Origin of the sequence: Sulfuricurvum sp., assembly GCF_028710345.1 — a bacterium.
In the GTDB taxonomy this organism is placed as follows: Bacteria; Campylobacterota; Campylobacteria; order Campylobacterales; family Sulfurimonadaceae; genus Sulfuricurvum.
Map to the genome: position 1 here is coordinate 70,363 of NZ_JAQTUH010000003.1, position 20,974 is coordinate 91,336.

Consider the following 20,974-nt stretch of genomic DNA (forward strand, 5'->3'; position numbering starts at 1 on the left):
GTGAATATTGAATCTATGACCCCTATTTTTTAACATAGCATCTTATCATCCAGTAGTAGGTGGCAAATTTGGGCTATCTTTGCAATATTCATGAAGAAATTCATATAAATCTCGATAGTGCTCTCTAAATTTTTCACTTTTGAAGTACTCTTCTACTGAAGTTTCATGATGTTTTATAACTAAATTTTGAGCATTATCTTGAAATAATAACCACCATTCATGAGAAGTATGCATTTTCGCACCTTCTAAAGAACTACCATGACATTTCCTACACTCTTTTTTATAAATTACATGCCCTTGTTTAATATTGCCATACGTAGTTTCTTCATAATATGGTAATAATTTGCATGATTCAAAAGAGCGTTCTCCATCACATGAAAACACTGATGATACAAAGATAAACAAACCTAATAGCAATTTAATCAACAGCATTTCAAATACCGCTCTAAAATAATCTTCGCCGAGAGCGAATCAATCCGGCCGTCACGCTTGTAACGGATTTCACCCTTCATAAGCTCTTCTGCTTCTTGGGAACTGTGGGATTCGTCTTGATAGGAAATTTCTCCACTAAATTCGACGAGATTCATAAAATGCGCAACACGACGGCGCATCTCATCTTCGGTCGTGCTTCCCATCGGGATACCGACCACGACTCTCTCTGCCTCGTATTCGTTTAACACTTTTTTTACATCGTTGGCGGCTTGGTTGCGATTTTTACGTTCTACTGCCGAGAGAGGTGTAACTAAACCGTTTCCGTAACTGAGGGCAAGCCCTATCCGTTTTAATCCTAAATCGATAGCGATAATAGCACCCATCATTTCCCCAAACAAAACTGTCCGAACATCTTATCAAACATCTCATCAAGTTCATAGGGACGGGTAAGGGAGGAGAGTGAGCGGATAGCGGCATTGATATGAAATGAGAAAAATTCTAACTCACCATCATGTAGCGGTTCATACGCCTCATCGATAGCACGTACCGTCTCTCTCGTTGCGGTGATTTGTCGTTGGGATATCAGCATCATCTCTTGCGAATCATTATCCCTGTCCATTAATGTACTTAACGTATCGACCAGAGCTTGTGTATCTTGTTTACAGCTCAAACGAATCGGATTATAGTGTTCTATCGTTGCAGTATCAAACGACTGTGCTAAATCGGATTTGTTTAGAATAGAGATAAACGATTTTTTCTCACGGTAACGCTCGATGAGTTCAATAATAGAGCGGTCTTCCTCATCAATAACGCGAGAAGAGTCAAACAACGCTATCACCACATCGGCATTTTCAATCGCCTCAATAGAGCGCTCAATCCCAATCCTCTCAATCTCATCGTGAGCATCTCTAATCCCTGCCGTATCGACCAGACGGATGAGATGGGTGCCGATACGCACCTGCTCTTCTATCGTATCACGAGTAGTCCCTGCGATATCGCTCACAATCGCCCGCTCATAATCGAGAAGTGCGTTCAATAGAGAGCTTTTGCCGACATTGGGTTTACCGATGATGGCAACACGATACCCTTGCATCAATCCGCTTCGGCGTACACTCGATTCTAAGGTTCGCGACAACTCTTGTTTGATTTTTTCAAGTTTACCAAAAATCTGTTCCACTACATCGAGTGGTAAATCCTCTTCAGCATAATCGATGACTACTTCCGAATAGGCTAAAATCTCTAAAAGAGAATCACGAATACTCTCAATATATCCTCTCAATTCCCCTTTCATCTGACGTGCCAAAATACGTGCCGCATCATCGCTTCGTGCTTCAATGAGAGAAGCTATGGCTTCGGCTTGGGTGAGGTCAAGCCGTCCGTTTAAAAAAGCCCGCTTGCTAAATTCACCCGGTTCTGCCAGACGTGCACCCGCATCTACACAAGCGCGTAATACCGAGTCGGCAACAATCATCCCACCATGACATTGAAACTCAACCACATCTTCACCGGTAAAACTTTTCGGATTTTTAAAATAGATTACCAATGCTTCGTCAATAAGGGTATCATCTAATGCATACAAAGGGGTTAAAGTAGCGTAACGAGGAGTTAAAGATGGGCGTTGTGAGAGTTTTAATCCGATAGCATAAGCATCGGCTCCACTGAGCCGAACGATGGCGATAGAACCGACACCATGTGCTGTAGCAATAGCTACGATAGTGGGGTTCATCAATACTCGTGGTAACTGTTGATAATGATAAATTTACCACCATCACGTGTTGAGCGGATAGCCACATAACGATCAGGATAACGGTTACGAAGTTGTGTGAGGGCGATTTGCACCAAAACACCATCGAGAATTTTGGTCTGTGCCCGTCCGTCACGATCTACATTTTCGTACACACCAACCAAATAACGACTGATAGACTCTTCTTGGTTTTTCAAAAATTCTGCAATCTCAAGGCGAAGTTGCAATCCATACATCGCATTAATCCAGTTAAACAACATGTACGAGAGGGCTTTATAACGATATCCCTCTTTACCGATCATCAGTGCTGAATCGGCGCCGCTAAATTCCACTAAAAGGGTATTCTCATCATAAACACTTACTTCGATTTCATTGAGTTCAAAGCAGGTCGATTTAAAAAGGGCATTGATTTTTGCTTTAACATCAATTGCGCACTCTTCAATCGGCATCTCATCATATGCCATCTCCATCGCATAATCATCATAATGCTCAAGTTCCTCTTCTTCATCATCATGAACAGCAAACAGCTCTTCATTACGATGATCCAAACTCGAATCAGCTTCATCAACTACAACATCATCACAAATCTCTTCGTGAAGTTCTTCTTCCTCAATTTCATTATGAGTTTCTTGAGGATGTTTTAATGAAGAAGTTTGGGGAAGATTGGCAATAATAATGGCCGATTTTTTAAAAAGCCCAAGCACCCCTTTAGAGGGGAATTGGATTATCTCAACTTGTAGTTGAGTAACAGAACATCCAAATGCGCTTGCCGCTTGTGCATAAGCGAGTTCTAGAGTTTCAGCTTCAATCTTTTTCATGATGCTTTTCCGCAAGATGTGCTTCATGGCGAGCCATACGAGCCGCTTCAAACTGTTTGTTTACCAAATATTGCTGTGCAATAGAGAAGATGTTGTTGATAAACCAATACAACACAAGCCCTGCTGGGAATGTGAAAAAGAAAAACGTAAAAATAATCGGTAAAAATTTAAAGATTTTCTCTTGTAACGGATCAGTAAAATTACTCGGTGTAATTTTTTGTTGGTAATACATCGTTGCACCCATCAAAATTGGCAAGATATAGTACGGATCCATACGTGATAGATCGGTTACCCATAAAATCCACGGTGCCCCTTGAAGTTCAACCGCATTAAGTAATACACGATAAATCGCAAAGAAAACAGGGATTTGAAGCAACAACGGTAAACACCCACCCAATGGGTTAGCACCGTGTTTTTTATACATCTCCATCACCGCTGCGTTCATACGTTGAGGATCGCCTTTGTATTTCTCTTGTACCTCTTTAATACGAGGAGCAATCTCTTTGATTTTTTGCATAGAGACCATACCCTTTTGAGTCAAAGGATAGAGAACCATACGGATAAGTGCAGTAAGTGCAATAATCGACCAACCCCAGTTACCAAATATACTGTGTAACCACATCAACACTTTAAAAATTGGGGCAGCAATAAAGGTAAACCATCCAAATTCGATTGCATTGACTAAAACTGGATCGATTGTTTGAAGTGTTTTATACTCTTTTGGTCCAATATACCCTTTAAAGGAAAAATCTTTTGTCCCTTCGAGATAGCTCACAGGATTGCTGTTTACATCACGCTCAACCACCACTTGGATAGATTTATCAAAACCATACAGTATCGTCGCATAATATTGATCGAACGCAGAAACGAGATGAACGTCAATAAATGGAGTACGACCTTCTACATCACCATCTTTGAAGATAGTAGTAAGATTATCACCGGCATAAACCATTCCACCGATAACCGTCATCATCTTGTCATTGATATTCGGATGTTGTCCAAGATACAAAAAGTATTTTTTCTCATCGGAAAGATTAACTACCGCTTCATAGTGTCCATCGGCAAAGAATGTTACTTTTTTACTAATTGTCAAATTTGGTAATGACTGTGTAAAAACAACCTCTGCTTTTCCGTTTTCACCCAGAACAACATCATCATGATTACTTTCATACGGTGTTTTTTGGGCAATTTCATCTAACGAAGAATCAGCAAAACGGATTTGTAACGGCTTAGCACCCTCTAAAGGGATTAAATCCGCTAGCTTTCCATCTTTGCTATCATGTTTGGCATTTTTGAGAACAAATGAAGCAATACGCCCAAGGGTATCAATTTTAAGGGTAAATTCTTTTGAATTAATAGTAGTAAGTGTATCACTGCTAACGGTTTTAACCGTTGAAATATCACTTTGATTGGTTTCGACAGGTGAAACAGAACTTTTTTGAGCTACTTCTGTGGCAACCGAAGGGGTTGTTTTAACTGTATTGTTTACATCTACACTTTTAGACGCTTTAGGAGGAAAGAGTGTCGTATAGCCGATAAAGAAAGCAAACGAGAGTGCAACGGCAAGCAACAATCGCTGATTGGAAGACAATTTTTCTAACACATAGAACCTTTATACTTAAAATTTTTAATCAGAAAATATTTCTGTTTACTAGGAATGAACCAATATTTTACCGTAAATAGTGTCAGATTGGATGGTTTTAATATCGGTTTGTTGATTAGTGGGTAATCAATCCCCCCAGGAAAGAGTTGATTGCATTTACAAATTCGTAAAAAAGTTGCACCAAAAGCTGTAGGAAGGGAGTTGTTTTCAAATTGCCATAGGGCGTATTCAGAGCATGAAGGGTAGTGACGGCATGAACCGCGCGTCACTAAAGAGAAAGAGTGGCGATAGAGCCACAGGAGTTTAAGAAAAAATTTTCTTATCATATTACTCACCGGAAATGGCGCCTGTTCGCTTCAAAATATATCTAAAGTCTCGTTTAACATCCTCAAATTCGTTTGAATTCAAAGGCCCTTTTGCCACCCAAACATACCATCCATGACAAAGCTGATCGGAGTGTTCTCTAAAAAGTGCCCGTAACCGTCTTTTACAATGGTTACGAACGACGGCATTTCCCACTTTTTTACTGGCGGTGTAGCCTACTTTTACTTCCCCCTCTAACGGGAGATAAAATAACGCGATTGAAGTGCTATGCGCACTACGCCCCCGTTTATAAACTCGCTGAAACTCTGAGTTGAGCTTCAACATTGAGTGACTGCTTAGACAGCCAATCTTTTTCTACCTTTAGCACGACGAGCATTCAAAACTCGACGACCATTTTTTGTAGCCATACGTGCACGGAAACCATGCGTACGTTTACGTGGCGTATTATGCGGTTGGTATGTTCTTTTCATAGCCATTCCCCTTGTGTATTTTTAGCTCGCAATGTTATCTGATTCTTACTTAAACTGCTATTAAGCTTCAAATAAGTTTATTAAACTCTCTCTAAAATTTGTCGATATAGTTACTACATATACAATATAAGGAGTCATCTATGGTTTCGAGCAGCTCATTAGATGCTTATCGCTCTCACGAACTTTCAATCTCGATGAAAACCAGTAGCGGAGATACACTTTCACTTAATTTTGAAAATACACAATCACTCTCATTAAATGATAAAACAACCTCTAATAGTAAAGAGCAATCGTTCTCTTTTTCTTCTTTACAAGCTTTTTCTTTTAATATAGATAGTAATGGAATCACGGAACAAGACCAAAAAGAGATTAACGCTTTTATGAAAAAAGCACAACCCTATATCGATAAGTTTATGAAAGAACTCACTGATCAAAATCAAACTTCACCAATCAATAAAATTGCATCCGATGTTACTAAGCTGATCGGAAACCTCAAAAACAGTGATGAGAATGTCAAAAATAGTGCAAAAAAAGGGGTAGTAGATCTTTTCGACAATGCCGTTCAAAATGTAAAATCACATCAAGAGATGCTCGATGAAGCTCAAAAATTGATGCAAAAAATCATCGACGGGTTTAATAAAGCTTTTGAGCCGATTTACGCTTAAGGTTTCAAATAATCTCGCAATGTCGGCACCAACGACTGCCCTTTCGGAGAAACATCGAGTTCTACTTTGGTCTTGAGTTTCATGTGACAATCTCGACATTCACGAATAACTGTATGTTCCGCTACCTTAGCCCCCTCGATTTTAGTAATCGAATGACACGCAAAACAGTCACTTCCACAATCTCCCATTTTAGCGGGATCAGCACTGTGACATTTGATACAGGTCAACATCGGTTTATGACGTTGATCCGTATCGATGGTTTTCAGTAATGCGGGATGACAGGTCATGCAGTCTCCTGTGCATCCCCACAGCGGTAATAATAATATAAAGAGTAGTGCAATTGTTTTCATAAATGCGATTATATCCACTAATTGACTAATGAGTTACGGAGGCGATTCTCCATATCTGTTGCACTGATCGGGCGGGCATAAAAATAGCCCTGAATATTCAGACATCCATTTTCAACTAAAAACTCTTTTTGCTCCAGTGTTTCAACGCCCTCAGCGATGACACGCATCCCCATACTCTTTACTAATGCGATAATCGAGCGTACGATGGCAATGTCCTCATTATTATCAGGGAGACCACGGATGAAAGATTGATCTATTTTCAAAATATCCAGTGGGAGACGTTTAAGATAGGAGAGAGATGAATATCCTGTTCCAAAATCATCAATTGCCAGTGTAATCCCTAAATCATGGAGTTGTTTTAGAATACCAATCGCTTTTTCAGGATTTTTCATCATTTCACCTTCGGTCACCTCTAGCTCAATCCACTCTGCTCTACATCCGCTCTTTTCCAACATCCCTTGAAGTGTTTGCGCAAAATTTTCTTGCCATAATTGCTTCATTGCTAGATTTAAAGATAATACTCCTGGATTTAGCCCCTCGCTATACCACTGCGATATTTGTTTCATCGCCTCTTCCATCACAAACGTATCAATTGCCAAAACCAACCCTGTCTCTTCCGCTAAGGGGATAAAATTAGCAGGTGAAACGAGACCCATTTCAGGATGTTCCCATCGCACCAATGCTTCCATACCGATCAGTTGATCCGTTGATCCGTTCGTTTGTGCTTGATAATAAACAACAAACTCACGATTTGCAATCGCACGACGTAAACTCGATTCTAAAGAGACTCTCTCAAAAGCACGCTGAGTCAACTCTGTCGTATAGTACTGATAACTGTTGCGCCCTTCCTCTTTTGCCTTGTACATCGCCGAATCGGCATTTCGCAAAAGACTTTGGGGGTTATCTCCATCCAATGGGTAAAGACTGATACCGATACTGATTGTTACGTAAAGTTGATGTTCTTGAATATACATTGGTTCTTGCAGCGTTGAGAGGAGTTTTAATGCAATCGTATTCACTTTTTGGATATCATCAACATCTTCCACAATCAATGTAAACTCATCCCCTCCCAAACGGGCAATGGTATCGATATCACGTAGATGTTCTCGGAGACGATCCGCAACCTCTATCAAAACGGCATCTCCCATCGCATGACCCAGCGAATCATTGATCTCTTTAAAACGATCCAAATCGATGAAAAGCACTGCAAGCATTTTTTTCTGTCGTTTCGCTTTATTTATCGAATGTTCCAATCGATCTAAAAAAAGTGTCCGATTGGATAGATGTGTTAATTCATCATGGTGGGCTTTATAGTCTAACGTATGTTCAACTTTTTTCCGCTTATCGATTTCAAACGTGAGAGCTAACGCATTGGATATCGTGATTGTAAATTCTTTCTCCTCCGGTGCCCAGTGGCGTATCGAGCTGATATGTTCATGACAAATGACCCCTATCACCTTGCCATCGACCGTTATGGGCATATCCAACATAGAAAAAATCATAATGGGTTTGAGATATCCTTCTGAGAATTCAGCTGTTTGTGGATCATTCTGCGCATCATCCGCAGCAATAATCCCCCCTTTATCAATCGACTCGAAGTAGTGGGGATAATCACTTCGGTATAAAAACATACCGCTTTCATGGTGTCCGTTTGAAGCGGTGTAGAGATCATGACAGACCAGAGCCGAATTTTCACTGTTTAAAAGCCATAGACTCACACGCTCAATTTTTAGGGTGTGTGCTGAAATTTCCATAGCATTTCGAATAGCGATTTCAGGATTGCCATATTCAATTTTAGACCATTGAAAGAGCGCATTTTGGTACCGTTCACTTTGTTCAAACCGTTTACGTTCCAATACCTCAGATGCTTTAACCTGAAAAAGCATCGCTTCAAGTTCATTCACCTGTTTGTGTATCGAATCTATCATCAGGCTAAAGGCACGCCCCATCTGAGATAGTTCATCCTTACCGCTAAAAGGGGGAAGAGTTATATCGTAATTTTGTCGTGCCACTTGTGAAGCAGCCTCCGAGAGAAGAGTTAAACGTCCCGTCAAATTGCGAACAATCAACCATGCAATCAAAGCACCGCTGGAAATAGCTAAAACAAGGTACAAAAGTCCTTTATTTCGAAGCGACGCAATCTGAAGATCGATAGTATCGGCGGAGGAGATCATACGGACATATCCGACGGTTCTTTTTTCGATACGGATAGGAACGCACGTATCGATTACCCCATCATGCTCTTGTTGAATCCCATCTTTTTGAGTCGAAGTAAGCTCTTTTTGGATTTTCTGACTCCAGCTATCCATTGCCATACGATTAAAATAGGATGAGTCGTTGGAAGCGCGAATGATGAAATTATGATCCATAATAAAAACGGTTTCGATATCTGGCACCTCTTTCATCTGATTGACCAGTTCACTGAGCGCGACAATATCATTATTTAAAATCCCTAACGCCGAATTCGATGCGATGAGCTTACTTAACCCGCTAGATTTGACCAGCATCTCTTTGTGTATAAATTGATGTTCTCTATGGACAATATCGTAAATAAATATCCCCATTAATAGCGCATGTAAAGCGATTACCCCGACAAAAAGCTGCCATTTCAGTGAACTAAAAAGAGTTCTAAAGAGTTTCATTTCGGTAACCCTAATGTACGGTCATATTGTTTTAAAAATGCTTCAACCGGAATATAGGTTTTAGCCGATGCTTTTTCAAACCCATCGAATCCTGCATCCTTCAAAAGCTTTTTCCCCTCAGCAGATGTGTCTAATGCGCACAACAATGTCACAATTTTTTCGGAAAGATTGTGATCGATATTGGAGCGGATAACGAATCCGTTGTTAACAAGCGACGGAGTCTCCCAGATTAACTCCATCTCTTGGGCTTTTTGGGGATTCTCTTTTTGCCAAGTAATCCATGGTGTTGGCCACGTTGCCGCGGCAATGGTGTCTTTACTGTAGGCATTCATAATCGATGAGTATTGGGATCCGACATAACGTGGCATTGCATCTTTGTCCACATTGAGCCCTTTTTCGTATAAAAACATTTTCGGCATCAAGGTAGCAGCCAATGCGGTCGAAGCAGGAAAACTGATTGGTTTATGTCGAAGTTGTTCAACAGAATGGATATGATTCTCTTTGCGCGAAACAATCACACCTCTAAACACACTATCAGGTTTCATTTTGGCTACGATACGATATCCATGCTTTGTTGATTCTAGGGTTTGAAGAGGATTAGGAAGGGCAAGATCAAAATGTCCTGCATAGAGTTTTCGCTCATAATCACCATAATCGAGCGAAGTTTCCAACGTAAAATGGGCTAAGGGGATATTTTTTTCTAAATAACGGATAATAGGTTCATACGCCAAAAATGTTTTTTGTGTATTAAGGTAGGGATGAATACCTACAATTAGCTCATATTTTTGTGTCGGCATAGTTGTGGGTTTATATTCGTTTGCTTCATGATCTTCCAGCATACAGCCGGAAAAAATGAAAAACATTGGAAAAAGAAAAAAGATTAATTTTACAATACCGTATTTCATTTAGATATTGTATCAAATAAAAGAGTAATCACCCTACTTGAACGGTAATCTCATCTCCAACGGCATCAAATATCACTTTAGATCCTTCATCGACCTCTCCGCCGAGGATCAAGTCCGCTAAACGATCTTCAACGATCTCATAAAGTGCCCGTTTAAGAGGACGTGCGCCGTATACCGGATCGAATCCCGCGCTCGCGATATAGCGTTTCGCACTGTCAGTGAGGGTGAGGGTAATGTCACGCTCTTCCACTTTTGCCGCAATGTCTCTAAAGAAGAGATCGACAATACTGAGAATCTGCGCTTCACCCAGCGGATTAAAGACCACTACATCATCCAAACGGTTTAAAAATTCGGGTTTAAAGTGCTGTTTTAATGCACCAAGCACCATAGCTTGCAATCCCTCATCACCGTGATGCGCCATGATCTTATCACTTGCGATATTCGAGGTCAAAATGATGATGGTATTGGTAAAATCGACCACCACCCCTTTGTTATCAGTCAAACGTCCATCATCGAGCACTTGTAAGAGGACATTGAACACATCGGGGTGCGCTTTTTCGACCTCATCGAACAAGATAACGCTATAAGGCTTACGGCGCACCGCTTCGGTGAGTTGTCCCCCATCATCAAACCCGACGTACCCAGGAGGGGCACCGACGAGTCGTGATACGGCATGTTTCTCCATGTACTCCGACATATCGATACGGATCATGGACTCGCTACTGTCAAAGAGAAATTTAGCGAGTGTTTTCGCTGTCTGCGTTTTCCCGACTCCCGTAGGTCCAAGGAACAAGAATGATCCGATAGGACGGCTCTTATCGGAGAGTCCTGCTTTGTTTCGTTTAATCGCACGGGCTACGGCATGGGTCGCTTCTACTTGCCCAACAACATCACGGTTGAGTTCCTCTTCGATATGAAGGATTTTCTCTTTTTCGCCTTGGAGCATTTTGTTTACCGGAATTTTTGTCCAACGGCTCACGATTCCTGCGATAGAGGCTTCATCGACACTGTTTTTTAGCAGTGTCCCCTCTGCAACCATCCCTTTCCATTTCTCTTGGAGTGCTTTTTCTTCCTCGAAAAGTTTCGGGATTTGACCGTATTCAATCTCTGCCGCTTTGTTAAAATCGGCCGCTTGTTTCGCGCCTTCCGCTTCACGGCGTTTGGCTTCGATTTCGGCTTTGATTTTCGCTACCCGTTCAAACACCTCTTTTTCATGAGCGAACTGCGATTCTAAACTTCGTCGCTCTTCTCCCGCATCGGCTAACTCACGTGCAATCTCTTCGAGCCGTTTAGTATTCGCCACCGATGATTCCATTTTAAGAGCCTCTTTTTCGACTTCTAAATTAGTTAATGTACGCTTCACACTCGCCAATGCATTCGGTTCTGATTCGATTTGCATACGCAACTCTGCCGCCGCTTCGTCAATCAAATCGATTGCTTTATCCGGCAAAAATCGATCATTAATATAACGGTCAGAGAGTTTTGCCGCCGCTACTAATGCCGAATCGGCAATATTAATACTGTGATGCGCTTCGAGACGCTCTTTAAGTCCACGTAAAATTTGTAAAGTTTGATTAACACTCGGCTCATCCACATTGACTGGTTGAAAACGTCGTTGGAGTGCCGCATCTTTTTCGAAATACTTACGATACTCTTTGAGCGTCGTCGCCCCGATGGTGTGTAACTCTCCCCGAGCCAGTGCGGGTTTGAGGATATTCGCCGCATCCATCGACCCCTCTGATGCACCTGCCCCAACGATAGTATGAATCTCATCGATAAAGAGAATAATATTAGCCGATTTCTTTACCTCATCGATCACCGCCTTGAGACGATCTTCAAACTCACCGCGATATTTTGCACCCGCAATCAGTGCACTCATATCCAGTGTAATTACCCGCTTGTTTTGAAGACTTAAAGGCACTTCTTTGTTATAGATACGCTGTGCCAGCCCCTCGACCAATGCCGTTTTACCGACTCCCGGTTCACCGAGGAGGATTGGATTGTTTTTTGTTTTACGAATCAAAATCTGCATCATACGACCGATCTCTTCATCTCGACCAATTACCGGAGAGAGTTTCCCCTCTGCAGCTTCTTTGGTTAAATCAATCCCGTATTTAGCAAGTGATTCGAGATTTTCATCTGCTGTTTGACTTTCGATCTTTTGTCCTGCACGAGACGCTTCGAACGTTTTAGCCAATTCTCGCAAATCGACATATTTTCCTAAAATCGCTTTAAACGGATCATTTTGAAGATTCGCAATGATATAGGTATCAATCGCTAAAAAGCTGTCACCGCTTTTTGCCATCTCCCCAGAACTTACTTCGAGTGAATGGGCAAAATTACGGGAGAGTCGAATACTTTCCTTGGTTACCGATGAGACACTTGGAAGTTTAGAGGCTACACTTTTGACATCGAGTTCAATCGCTATTTTATCAATACTCATCTTGTTGAGCATTTGATTTAACGGGGAGTTGCTGTTGGCGAGCAATGCCCATAAAAAATGGATTGGTTCAACTTCGCTGTTTTTGTTGTGTAGTGCTAAAGAAATCGAGGATTCGATCATCTCGGTCATTTGGTGAGTAAGTTTTTCAAAAATATTAGATGCCATAAAATTCTCCTAGTTGAGTTATTCGAATTATAATACTTTGAGTCACTTGTTGTCAAGTCTTTTAAATAATTTTATTTAGAAGTTTGTCATCCTCGGGCTCACGTGCCCTATAGGGTATGACCCGGGGATCCATCCCAAAAGCTGGATTCCCGCCTTCGCGGGAATGACGGAAACTAAATTAAAAATACAGATATTAACCCAATCACCCCTCCAAACACACCGCCCCAAACCACAAGCCATCCCAAATGCTCTTTCATTAACGTATGCAGCATCTCTTTTATCATTATCGGAGTAAGCTCTGCCAGACGTGCTTCGACAATCCCTTCAATCGATTCACTCAAATGCGTTCCCCCTTGGTGCAGATGGGTATTGAGCGCATTCATAAACGATTCGCTCTGAGAAATCTCTATTGTGGAGGCTTTGATTTTTTCCAAAAACGGCTCTTTGAGTTTACCGATAATCGCTTCTCCGCCAAACATACCGAGCATACCTCCCAAACTTGACTCCATAACACTTTTTAGCAAGGCATTGTAGGCAGGGGTAAAATCGGTTTGCTCAATTATCGGGCTCAAATCGATGGTGCGTTCTTGAGAGAGTACAAAGTTTTCGATTTTTTCAGGGGTAAAAAACTGCTCCATAATCAATTTTTTCAGTGCTTCACGTATCGATTCGAACCGATCGATGATAATCCCCGAACCGTAAAGATAGGGAACTTTTTCGAAAAGCATATGGATTGCGAGCTGGTTGGTCACCGCCCCCGAGAGTGCAAACAATCCCGCACTTCGCAATGCCGTACCCATCATCCCTTCCACAGTATAAGATAGTCCGACTAAGCCTAATGAAACAAAATTTGTCATCCATCCTTTATCAAACATACAATCTCCTTGAGTTAATACCTGTATTATACAAAAAAGGTTAAAGTTACACCCAAAAAAGGAGCATTAGATGGTTTTACACTCTATGGAAACACTGCTTGCATCAGGTGAATCGTCCGCTATTCTCTCAGCGGTTTCAATAGCATTGGAGCGAAGCGATGAAGTTCCTATGTGGAAACAAAAAACACTCCCCTATGTCGAAGCGATTTTAAGTGTACTTATCCCCCTACGAGACCAAAATTTACTCTTTGATCCTGAGGGAAATCCTCACAATACCCTAACAACACCCCTCTTTTTACGCTGGTGCGATTTGATGAGTCTCAAAACACTTGCCTTTACCCTCGCTAAAAGCAATGAAGCTACTCAATTGGTGCGAACTAAAATTACCCAAACCGACTACACCCCAATAGAACTCGAAATACTCGGAAAATATCTCAGTAGTTACAGCGTTAATCTCGAAGATGAGTGGCAAGATTTTCCGATTACAAACTATAATCTCCATATCGGAATCACTGCATTAATCGAAAAAATTCTCACAGGAGGTCGCTAATGGAGCCGTTCGAAGCCAAACCTCTCAACATCACCACCTATCTCTCTCGCAACGAGATTGAAGAGCATTTAGCCAATGTTGACTATATCCTCATGGCTGCCCCATCGATGATGGCACCACCAGAGTTGCCACTCCATTTTAGTATCTTTTTAAACACTTCTAATCCTATCCCCGATGAGATTAAACCTCAAATTCTTGACAAATTTTGCTCACAACTTGGTATTTCCAAAACCCGTTATGTCCTCAGTGATCTCGTCCGTGTTGCCTTTGCCATTACGCCACAAGAGACCCCTATGCCCCGTCACCTCCTCGATGAAGCCGAAGCCAATACCATCCCATGGGTCACCATGCATATTATCGATTTTCTAGGGGATGCAGAAGGGTTTAAAGAGGCGAAAGACGGATTAAACGGGTGGAGTTATAGTTATAATTAGGTTAGGGAAATTTAAATCCCTATCTCTCTCATCGCTGCTTTTTGTAAAAAAGCTGAACGACTTAAATGCAACGGCTCGATATAGCTGTCGATTTTTTTCACCAAATTCTCAGGCATCGAGATATTGATTCGTAAACTTTTTTCATTAGTATGTGGTTCGGGTATACTATCTCCCTGAGTAAGAGAGACTTCTACAAAAGCCGAAAAAGCGCTCTGAGCTGACTCTATCGCCTCTATCGCACTCTCTCCATCACCCATCACCCCTTTAAAATCTTTATAATAGGCAAACCATCCATCACCATCTTCGAGACTCACTTTTTTGATAACAATCTCATAATCAAGATTCATATAATACTCTAGATTTTTCATTTGGTTTCTCCCAAAATTTCTAATACGTGTTTGACATAAATAGCTTTGATAGGCTTATGATACGGTATTACAATAGTTGTCGTATTCTCTTTACGAAAAACAAAGTGACTTCCACCGCTGTTGTGACAAACATATCCATAATCTTCCAAAAGTTTTTTAATATCCTCAAAAAGGATATTTTTTGGATTATTTTTCATGGCTTTGATTAGTTTGTCTTTTTTACTCATTATGCCACCTTTAATTACACAATCTTACACAATGAAATATTAAACAGATATTAGAAATCACAAACCCGTTACATCCTCAGTGACCTCGTCCGTGTTACCTTCACCATTATACCTCATGAGACGCCTACCCGTCACCTCCTCGATGAAGTCGAAGCCAATACCATCCCATGGACAACAATGCATATTATCGATTTTCTAGGGGACGCAGAAGGGTTTAAAGAGGTGAAAGATGGATTGATCGGATGGAGTTATAGTTATAATTAAGGCTCTTCACCCTAAAATCACTCCAGTATATTTTCAAGGAAACCGATGGCACTTGTCCTCACCAATTTTTTAAAAGCAATCGAAGCACTGGAGAGATCACTCCAAGCGGATGAAGATGCTTCGACCCTCGCCCTATCCAATGACATACGTGAAAGTATCCGCGCAGGGGTAATCCAAAATTTCGAAGTGTGCTATGAGCAATCATGGAAAATGATGAAACGGTGGATCGAAAATCATGTGGGAAGTACCTATGTAGACGGGGTAACGCGCCGTGAGCTATTTCGTGTTGCCGCGGAAAATCGTCTGATTTGCGATGTCGAGCTATGGATGGGATTTCACTCTTCCCGCAACGAAACTTCGCACACTTACGACCAAGCAACCGCGAACGAAGTGTTTACCGATGCCAAACCATTTTTAATCGAAGTAAAATCTCTTTTTGATACCATCCAATCGCGCAATGATTGATCTCTCACCTGATAATCTCGCCCTTTTAAAACAACTCATTACCGAGCATCTTAGCGAATGCGAAATCCGTGTATTCGGATCACGTATTCACGGAACGGCAAAACCTTACTCCGACATCGACATCGCCCTTAAATGTAGCTCACCGATTGATCGACGAACGATGAGCCGTCTAAAAGAGGCGTTACAAGAATCCACTCTTCCGATACGAGTCGATGTATTGGACTGGAATGCTATTTCGGAGGAGTTTAGAGGGGTGATTGAAGAGGGGTATGAGGTTTTGTAGTTTTTGTCATTCCCGATCAAGTCGGGAATCCAGCTCTCTTATCATTTAAAGATTATTTGTTGAAAAAGTATCTTCAGCAAAAATAGATACAAGTTCTTTTATTTTCTCTTTTGTTTTTAGATTTTTATTATTTCTTTCTAACCATGTAGAAACACCCGTACATATTTCTTGACAAAAAGCTGGTAAGTCTAATTGTAGAACAGAATTGATTTGACGTAAATGAGGATGTCCTATTGTAAAGAAAAAATTTTTATGTACTTTTTGAGCAGACTGTGTACTTATATCTAAACTTCCTTCATGTAATACTGCACATCTCAATGCATATAAATCATCTCCTGTTAAAAAAACATGCTCTGTTTTTTCACTACCTATTTTATGTTTATAGGTTTCTGCAAGATAGGTATTAAACCAATCTATATATTGTTGTTTAGAAGTTTTATTATTAGCCGAATCTATCCGTGCACAAATATCTGGAAGTGTTAAAGATAAATATAAAGCTGAAATATAATTTTCATTTTCAAGAGATTTTTTCACTGCCTCAATCAGATGATTCATTTTACTTTCCTCGTATAAGATTTGACTTCACTATCACTTCGCGGAAATGACGGTCAACGCCGACACATCCCCTCTATCTCCTCCACACTCTTAGCAATCATCACCGAAAGGTTCTCATACCCCTCTTCGGTAACGAGGATATTATCCTCGATACGGATACCGATACCGCGATAGCGTTCAGGTACACTCTCATCATCGACGCGGAAATAGAGCCCCGGCTCAATCGTCATCACCATCCCCGCCATAAACGCTAACGACTCACCCTCTTCGTCCACATATGGACATGGGTCATGAACATCCAACCCCATCCAGTGACCTATTCCATGCGGTGCGTATTTTTTGTGCTCTTTAGCTTCCATGAGCGTTTTGCGTTCACCGCTCAAAATCCCCAGTTCAATCAGGGCATCACACAGTAACTCTTCACTATAGTTTTGTAGCCAATCGCGTTTAACACCCACTCGTATCGCTTCGATGACACGGAGCTGAACATCAAGGACTGCATTGTACACCTCTCGCTGGGCATCGCTAAATTTTCCGTTAATCGGAAAGGTGCGGGTGATATCGCTCGCATAAAGTTCCCATTCACACGCGGCATCGATGAGGACTAAATCGCCGTCGCGAAGTTCATCACGGTTATCGACGTAATGGAGGGTATTCGCATTATTCCCCCCTGCGACTATCGCACCATAGGCTTCACTCGACGCGCCGTTGTTTAAAAAAATATAGTTCATTTCGGCTTGAAGCTGATACTCTCTCATCCCTGCACGGCACTTTTCCATCGCACTATGGTGCGCCTCGGCGGTAATAGCAATCGCTTTCTTTATCGACTCTATCTCTTCAGATGACTTTATAAGTCGTAAGGTTCGGATGAGATAAGTGACATCACGGATGGAGCGGATATGGCGTTTAACACCACGCGTAGAGTGAAGCGACTGAGCCGCTGTTTTGGCTTCAGAGAGTCTCGATGAATCACTGTATAAATCGATGTAGAGGTTGATATGCTCATGTAAAAGCTCTTTAATCATACCACCGAATTGAGCAATGTCGTGTACTTCATCGACGCTAAATTTCTCGCGTGCCCCATCGATACCCATACGTGCACCGTTCCAAAGAGCGTGCTCGGCATTATGAGCTTCGACAAATAGAATCGTTTTTGATGAATTGGGAGTTTTAATCAATACTAAAACAGAGTTGTCTTCATTAAACCCACAAAGGTAATAAAAATCGCTGTTTTGACGGTAAGGGTACTCGGTATCGTTGGAACGAGTTTGAGGTGGTGCGGAGGTGATAATCGCTAAGCCCTCCTCCATCATATCAAGGAGTTTGGAGCGGCGGTTTAAAAAGTGTGTTTCATTCATGGCGATATTGTGCCATATTTTACGCGTCATTGCGGACTCGATCCGCAATCTTAGATCCTGAATCGAGTTCAGGATGACAAAATATTAGAAATTTCTCTCTAATAATTTATGTACTTTGAGAATAGTAATGATACGATCCGCTTGTTTACCGACTCCATCAATCATCGTCTCTTGTTCACTAATCGTATCGGGTGCCGGTCCGATATCACGTTTTGGCATACGTATCGCTTCAGTAAGGCGGTCAATCACGAAGCCTGCAACATCATCGCCGTTTTTCATCACAATAAAACGGGTCTCTTCTGTATGTTTTTGTGTCTCTAAGCCAAAACGTGAACGTAAATCGATCAACGGTATAACTGAACCGCGCAGGTTAAAAACACCCAAGATATAGGCTGGAGTTTGCGGTACGCGTGTCCAACCGATCGGCTTGATGATCTCTTGGATACTTAAAATAGGTATTGAGAATTCCTCTTCTCCTACGATAAATCCGACCAATTGAATCACTTCATCGATTTTTTGATCCTCACCGGAGAGGGCTTTATTTTGTTTACTGATAATTTGTTGCAATTTTTCACTCATAATTATAACCCCTCATTGAATTTAACATTGCGTTTGACAACATTCATCAAATAATCAGGTGAATACGGTTTGGTAATATACTCAACCATTCCCGATTCTACCCCACGCATACGGTCTGCTTTTCCAGAGCGCGATGTAACAGCGATCAATGGGAGATTTTTATATTTGTTGTATTTTTTAATCTCTGCTGCTAACGTATAGCCATCCATACGCGGCATTTCGATATCGATCAGCATAGCATCAAAGAAATGATCTCCCTGCTTGAGGATATTAAGTGCTTCAATACCGTCATTAGCTTCAACAAGGGTAATTCCCATCGGTTCAAGTGATTTACGCATAATCGTTCGGTCAGTTTTGGAGTCATCTACAATCATGACACAATAATCGCTTGCACTGTTTTTAGCTCCTAACTTTTTAGCTTCTCCACTCTCAGATCCAACTGTTGATTTTACCGATTTTGCCATTTGCATTAATGCCGCAACATCAACGATCAAGGTTACGCCACCATCGCCACGAATGGTTGCACCCGCAATCCCCTCGATACCTTTGAGATATTCTCCAAGAGATTTAATAACGATCTCTTCTTGACCGATGAGCGTATCAACGATAAGTCCGATTTTACTCTCAGCCAGTCCAAGAACAACAACATACGCATGTTCACTGCTGTCAAAAACACGTTCAACTTCAAAGATATCACCAATATGTACAAGAGAGAGGACATCATCACGTAAACGCATAACGGAACGATTTTCTACTGTATAAATCTCATCTTTGCTAATACGTACTGTCTCAAGAACCGACGCAAGAGGAATAGCATAATACTCTTCTTGGACACCAACAAGCAACGCTTGAATAATCGCCAATGTCAATGGTATTTTGAGTTTCATCGACGTCCCTTGACCCACTTCAGAGTCAATATCGATCATACCGTTAAGTTTTTCAATGTTGGTTTTTACCACGTCCATACCGACACCGCGACCTGAAACACTGGTCACTTGCGCAGCAGTTGAGAAGCCTGGACGAAAAATAAGCCCGAATGCCTCTTTCTCAGACATGGTATCAGACTCTTTTTCAGTGATGATCCCTTTCTCAACCGATTTTTGTTTGAGCATTTCCGCATTGAGCCCTTTACCGTCATCAATGATTTGGATAACGATATGGTTCCCCTCATGATATGCTTTAAGCTGAATTGTCCCTACTTCCGGTTTTCCGTTTGCTATACGAGTATCACTTACTTCGATACCATGATCACACGAGTTACGGATAATGTGAACCAACGGATCACCGATCTCTTCGACAATCGATTTATCCAATTCAGTATCTTCACCGGTGATTTCTAGCTCTATTTTTTTATTAAGCTCACGAGAAAGGTCACGGATCATGCGAGGAAATTTATTAAATACTTTTCCAATCGGAAGCATACGGGTTTTCATAACGGCGATTTGTAAATCGGTCGTAACCAACGAAACTATCGAGACGACTTGGTTGAGTTCTTCGAGGAATGCTTCCCCCTCATAACGCTCTTCAACATCATCATTGATTTTAATCAGACGGTTTTTACCAAGGACAAGTTCCCCGATTAAGTTCATCAAATGATCCAGACGTTTAACATCTACCCGAATCGTTTGTTCAACCCCTGAACCACCTTTGTTTTCACTCTCCTCTTTTGGTTCAGCACGTCGAGGTGCAGCCGCCGCTGCAGGTTTGGCTACAGGAGCAATTTCTGCTTTAACCACTGGCGCTTGAGGCTCAGGTGTTGCATGAGAGTGTTCACTTTTAGAGGCACGTTTTGCCGAATCTTCTGCTTGTTTTTTTGCTAACAATCGTTCAATCTCAGCTTCAACCTCTTCTTCACTCATATTTGAATAATCAGGTTCAGCTTCTTGCTTTTCCGAAGGGGTACTAGTAGCATGTTTTGCTTTTGCTTCAGCTTGTTTTTCAGCGAGTAAACGCTCTATTTCCGCTTCTACCTCTGCTTCACTCATATCAGAATAATCGGGTTCAGGTTCCGGAGCAACAGGTTCAGGAGTATGGTCAACTGCTACTGGTTCTTCTACATTCGTTCCACCGTTAGCGACAATATCCAATCGTGCAACACATCCAGATACATCAAGACCGGAATCTTCACTGCTATCTCGAATACGGACTAACAACGCTTTCATTAAATCGATTGACTCTAAAATGACATCCATAACATTCGGATCAATGACCAAATCACCGTGACGCGCCATGTTAAGTAAATTTTCCATATGGTGTGTCAAATGGGTTAATACATCAAAATTCAAAAAGGAGCTTGCCCCTTTGATCGTATGAGCAACCCGAAAGATGCGGTTTAATAAATCCAAATCATCGGGACGTGTCTCTAACTCAACCAAATCTTGGTCAAGCTGTTCGATCAACTCAAATGATTCAACCAAAAAGTCCTGTAATATTTCTTCAAATTCATCCATGTTCC

24 protein-coding genes are annotated in these 20,974 nt (G+C 41.4%); 5 read left to right on the forward strand and 19 right to left on the reverse strand.

Features of this window, described 5'->3' with window-relative positions; all coding sequences use genetic code 11:
- Nucleotides 1–45: 45 nt before the first annotated feature.
- The 8 genes from PHC76_RS04925 to rpmH are packed head-to-tail and all read right to left on the reverse strand — an operon-like array spanning nt 46 to nt 5,391.
- A complete protein-coding gene (locus tag PHC76_RS04925) occupies nt 46–432 on the reverse strand; it encodes a hypothetical protein (protein WP_299970485.1) in 387 nt (128 codons plus the stop codon).
- Nucleotides 423–815, reverse strand: a complete 393-nt coding sequence (ruvX, locus tag PHC76_RS04930) for a Holliday junction resolvase RuvX (RefSeq protein ID WP_299970483.1) — start codon at nt 813–815, stop codon at nt 423–425. Before ruvX ends, PHC76_RS04925 begins: the two co-directional genes overlap by 10 nt.
- Complete coding sequence (mnmE, locus tag PHC76_RS04935) at nt 815–2,158, reverse strand: tRNA uridine-5-carboxymethylaminomethyl(34) synthesis GTPase MnmE (RefSeq protein WP_299970480.1); 1,344 nt, start codon at nt 2,156–2,158, stop codon at nt 815–817. The genes ruvX and mnmE overlap by 1 nt, the downstream gene beginning before the upstream one ends.
- The gene (locus PHC76_RS04940) at nt 2,158–2,994 is read right to left on the reverse strand and encodes a Jag N-terminal domain-containing protein (protein WP_299970478.1); all 837 of its coding nucleotides are present in this window, start codon (nt 2,992–2,994) and stop codon (nt 2,158–2,160) included. The genes mnmE and PHC76_RS04940 overlap by 1 nt, the downstream gene beginning before the upstream one ends.
- Nucleotides 2,981–4,597, reverse strand: a complete 1,617-nt coding sequence (gene yidC / locus PHC76_RS04945) for a membrane protein insertase YidC (protein ID WP_299970475.1) — start codon at nt 4,595–4,597, stop codon at nt 2,981–2,983. Before yidC ends, PHC76_RS04940 begins: the two co-directional genes overlap by 14 nt.
- Nucleotides 4,591–4,923 carry a membrane protein insertion efficiency factor YidD gene (gene yidD / locus PHC76_RS04950; RefSeq protein ID WP_299970472.1) on the reverse strand — a complete coding sequence of 111 codons (333 nt, stop codon included), beginning with the start codon at nt 4,921–4,923 and terminating at the stop codon, nt 4,591–4,593. Before yidD ends, yidC begins: the two co-directional genes overlap by 7 nt.
- Before the next feature lies 1 nt (nt 4,924).
- Entirely contained in the window at nt 4,925–5,245 is a 321-nt protein-coding gene (rnpA, locus tag PHC76_RS04955) for a ribonuclease P protein component (RefSeq protein WP_299970469.1), read from the reverse strand.
- Nucleotides 5,246–5,256: 11 nt separating this feature from the next.
- Complete coding sequence (gene rpmH, locus PHC76_RS04960) at nt 5,257–5,391, reverse strand: 50S ribosomal protein L34 (protein ID WP_013459438.1); 135 nt, start codon at nt 5,389–5,391, stop codon at nt 5,257–5,259.
- A gap of 140 nt (nt 5,392–5,531) precedes the next feature.
- On the opposite strand from rpmH, the gene PHC76_RS04965 reads away from it, so the two are divergent.
- Nucleotides 5,532–6,056, forward strand: a complete 525-nt coding sequence (locus tag PHC76_RS04965; RefSeq protein WP_299970466.1) for a hypothetical protein — start codon at nt 5,532–5,534, stop codon at nt 6,054–6,056.
- Here the strand turns inward: PHC76_RS04965 and PHC76_RS04970 are convergent.
- The 5 genes from PHC76_RS04970 to PHC76_RS04990 form a co-directional block, all read right to left on the reverse strand.
- Entirely contained in the window at nt 6,053–6,406 is a 354-nt protein-coding gene (locus PHC76_RS04970) for a hypothetical protein (RefSeq protein ID WP_299970463.1), read from the reverse strand. The genes PHC76_RS04965 and PHC76_RS04970 overlap by 4 nt on opposite strands.
- Nucleotides 6,407–6,423: 17 nt before the next feature.
- Nucleotides 6,424–9,048, reverse strand: coding sequence for an EAL domain-containing protein (locus PHC76_RS04975; protein ID WP_299970460.1), 2,625 nt, complete (start codon nt 9,046–9,048; stop codon nt 6,424–6,426).
- Nucleotides 9,045–9,953, reverse strand: a complete 909-nt coding sequence (locus PHC76_RS04980; RefSeq protein WP_299970458.1) for a phosphate/phosphite/phosphonate ABC transporter substrate-binding protein — start codon at nt 9,951–9,953, stop codon at nt 9,045–9,047. Before PHC76_RS04980 ends, PHC76_RS04975 begins: the two co-directional genes overlap by 4 nt.
- A 28-nt stretch (nt 9,954–9,981) precedes the next feature.
- Complete coding sequence (locus tag PHC76_RS04985) at nt 9,982–12,561, reverse strand: AAA family ATPase (protein WP_299970455.1); 2,580 nt, start codon at nt 12,559–12,561, stop codon at nt 9,982–9,984.
- A gap of 173 nt (nt 12,562–12,734) precedes the next feature.
- A complete protein-coding gene (locus PHC76_RS04990) occupies nt 12,735–13,436 on the reverse strand; it encodes a DUF445 domain-containing protein (RefSeq protein ID WP_299970452.1) in 702 nt (233 codons plus the stop codon).
- Nucleotides 13,437–13,506: 70 nt separating this feature from the next.
- Between PHC76_RS04990 and PHC76_RS04995 the strand changes: the two genes are divergently transcribed.
- Nucleotides 13,507–13,986, forward strand: a complete 480-nt coding sequence (locus tag PHC76_RS04995; RefSeq protein ID WP_299970449.1) for a hypothetical protein — start codon at nt 13,507–13,509, stop codon at nt 13,984–13,986.
- A complete protein-coding gene (locus PHC76_RS05000; RefSeq protein ID WP_299970446.1) occupies nt 13,986–14,420 on the forward strand; it encodes a hypothetical protein in 435 nt (144 codons plus the stop codon). The genes PHC76_RS04995 and PHC76_RS05000 overlap by 1 nt, the downstream gene beginning before the upstream one ends.
- Nucleotides 14,421–14,431: 11 nt before the next feature.
- On the opposite strand, the gene PHC76_RS05005 is transcribed toward PHC76_RS05000, so the two are convergent.
- Together PHC76_RS05005 and PHC76_RS05010 are read right to left on the reverse strand one after the other, a co-directional pair.
- The gene (locus PHC76_RS05005; protein ID WP_299970443.1) at nt 14,432–14,788 is read right to left on the reverse strand and encodes a type II toxin-antitoxin system HicB family antitoxin; all 357 of its coding nucleotides are present in this window, start codon (nt 14,786–14,788) and stop codon (nt 14,432–14,434) included.
- Entirely contained in the window at nt 14,785–15,015 is a 231-nt protein-coding gene (locus PHC76_RS05010; protein WP_299970440.1) for a type II toxin-antitoxin system HicA family toxin, read from the reverse strand. Before PHC76_RS05010 ends, PHC76_RS05005 begins: the two co-directional genes overlap by 4 nt.
- Before the next feature lie 309 nt (nt 15,016–15,324).
- On the opposite strand from PHC76_RS05010, the gene PHC76_RS05015 reads away from it, so the two are divergent.
- Together PHC76_RS05015 and PHC76_RS05020 are read left to right on the forward strand one after the other, a co-directional pair.
- The gene (locus tag PHC76_RS05015; RefSeq protein ID WP_299970437.1) at nt 15,325–15,744 is read left to right on the forward strand and encodes an HI0074 family nucleotidyltransferase substrate-binding subunit; all 420 of its coding nucleotides are present in this window, start codon (nt 15,325–15,327) and stop codon (nt 15,742–15,744) included.
- Nucleotides 15,737–16,027: a nucleotidyltransferase family protein gene (locus PHC76_RS05020; protein ID WP_299970435.1), complete on the forward strand. Its 291-nt coding sequence runs from the start codon at nt 15,737–15,739 to the stop codon at nt 16,025–16,027. Before PHC76_RS05015 ends, PHC76_RS05020 begins: the two co-directional genes overlap by 8 nt.
- Before the next feature lie 45 nt (nt 16,028–16,072).
- Here PHC76_RS05020 and PHC76_RS05025 read toward each other — a convergent pair whose 3' ends face one another.
- From PHC76_RS05025 to PHC76_RS05040, 4 genes are all read right to left on the reverse strand, one after another.
- Entirely contained in the window at nt 16,073–16,582 is a 510-nt protein-coding gene (locus PHC76_RS05025; protein WP_299970432.1) for a hypothetical protein, read from the reverse strand.
- A gap of 53 nt (nt 16,583–16,635) precedes the next feature.
- The gene (locus PHC76_RS05030; protein WP_300209839.1) at nt 16,636–17,940 is read right to left on the reverse strand and encodes an aminopeptidase P N-terminal domain-containing protein; all 1,305 of its coding nucleotides are present in this window, start codon (nt 17,938–17,940) and stop codon (nt 16,636–16,638) included.
- An 84-nt stretch (nt 17,941–18,024) separates the two neighbouring features.
- A complete protein-coding gene (locus PHC76_RS05035; protein WP_299970426.1) occupies nt 18,025–18,519 on the reverse strand; it encodes a chemotaxis protein CheW in 495 nt (164 codons plus the stop codon).
- Nucleotides 18,520–18,521: 2 nt separating this feature from the next.
- Nucleotides 18,522–20,969, reverse strand: a complete 2,448-nt coding sequence (locus PHC76_RS05040) for a chemotaxis protein CheW (protein ID WP_299970423.1) — start codon at nt 20,967–20,969, stop codon at nt 18,522–18,524.
- Between the last annotated feature and the right edge of the window lie 5 nt (nt 20,970–20,974).

What these genes read in the sequence shown, in the direction of transcription:
- PHC76_RS04925 (WP_299970485.1), bottom strand. Translation starts at nt 432, where the DNA reads ATGCTGTTGATTAAATTGCTATTAGGTTTGTTTATCTTTGTATCATCA.
- ruvX (WP_299970483.1), bottom strand. Translation starts at nt 815, where the DNA reads ATGGGTGCTATTATCGCTATCGATTTAGGATTAAAACGGATAGGGCTT.
- mnmE (WP_299970480.1), bottom strand. Translation starts at nt 2,158, where the DNA reads ATGAACCCCACTATCGTAGCTATTGCTACAGCACATGGTGTCGGTTCT.
- PHC76_RS04940 (WP_299970478.1), bottom strand. Translation starts at nt 2,994, where the DNA reads ATGAAAAAGATTGAAGCTGAAACTCTAGAACTCGCTTATGCACAAGCG.
- yidD (WP_299970472.1), bottom strand. Translation starts at nt 4,923, where the DNA reads ATGATAAGAAAATTTTTTCTTAAACTCCTGTGGCTCTATCGCCACTCT.
- rnpA (WP_299970469.1), bottom strand. Translation starts at nt 5,245, where the DNA reads ATGTTGAAGCTCAACTCAGAGTTTCAGCGAGTTTATAAACGGGGGCGT.
- rpmH (WP_013459438.1), bottom strand. Translation starts at nt 5,391, where the DNA reads ATGAAAAGAACATACCAACCGCATAATACGCCACGTAAACGTACGCAT.
- PHC76_RS04965 (WP_299970466.1), top strand. Translation starts at nt 5,532, where the DNA reads ATGGTTTCGAGCAGCTCATTAGATGCTTATCGCTCTCACGAACTTTCA.
- PHC76_RS04970 (WP_299970463.1), bottom strand. Translation starts at nt 6,406, where the DNA reads ATGAAAACAATTGCACTACTCTTTATATTATTATTACCGCTGTGGGGA.
- PHC76_RS04975 (WP_299970460.1), bottom strand. Translation starts at nt 9,048, where the DNA reads ATGAAACTCTTTAGAACTCTTTTTAGTTCACTGAAATGGCAGCTTTTT.
- PHC76_RS04980 (WP_299970458.1), bottom strand. Translation starts at nt 9,953, where the DNA reads ATGAAATACGGTATTGTAAAATTAATCTTTTTTCTTTTTCCAATGTTT.
- PHC76_RS04985 (WP_299970455.1), bottom strand. Translation starts at nt 12,561, where the DNA reads ATGGCATCTAATATTTTTGAAAAACTTACTCACCAAATGACCGAGATG.
- PHC76_RS04990 (WP_299970452.1), bottom strand. Translation starts at nt 13,436, where the DNA reads ATGTTTGATAAAGGATGGATGACAAATTTTGTTTCATTAGGCTTAGTC.
- PHC76_RS04995 (WP_299970449.1), top strand. Translation starts at nt 13,507, where the DNA reads ATGGTTTTACACTCTATGGAAACACTGCTTGCATCAGGTGAATCGTCC.
- PHC76_RS05000 (WP_299970446.1), top strand. Translation starts at nt 13,986, where the DNA reads ATGGAGCCGTTCGAAGCCAAACCTCTCAACATCACCACCTATCTCTCT.
- PHC76_RS05005 (WP_299970443.1), bottom strand. Translation starts at nt 14,788, where the DNA reads ATGAAAAATCTAGAGTATTATATGAATCTTGATTATGAGATTGTTATC.
- PHC76_RS05010 (WP_299970440.1), bottom strand. Translation starts at nt 15,015, where the DNA reads ATGAGTAAAAAAGACAAACTAATCAAAGCCATGAAAAATAATCCAAAA.
- PHC76_RS05015 (WP_299970437.1), top strand. Translation starts at nt 15,325, where the DNA reads ATGGCACTTGTCCTCACCAATTTTTTAAAAGCAATCGAAGCACTGGAG.
- PHC76_RS05020 (WP_299970435.1), top strand. Translation starts at nt 15,737, where the DNA reads ATGATTGATCTCTCACCTGATAATCTCGCCCTTTTAAAACAACTCATT.
- PHC76_RS05025 (WP_299970432.1), bottom strand. Translation starts at nt 16,582, where the DNA reads ATGAATCATCTGATTGAGGCAGTGAAAAAATCTCTTGAAAATGAAAAT.
- PHC76_RS05030 (WP_300209839.1), bottom strand. Translation starts at nt 17,940, where the DNA reads ATGAATGAAACACACTTTTTAAACCGCCGCTCCAAACTCCTTGATATG.
- PHC76_RS05035 (WP_299970426.1), bottom strand. Translation starts at nt 18,519, where the DNA reads ATGAGTGAAAAATTGCAACAAATTATCAGTAAACAAAATAAAGCCCTC.
- PHC76_RS05040 (WP_299970423.1), bottom strand. Translation starts at nt 20,969, where the DNA reads ATGGATGAATTTGAAGAAATATTACAGGACTTTTTGGTTGAATCATTT.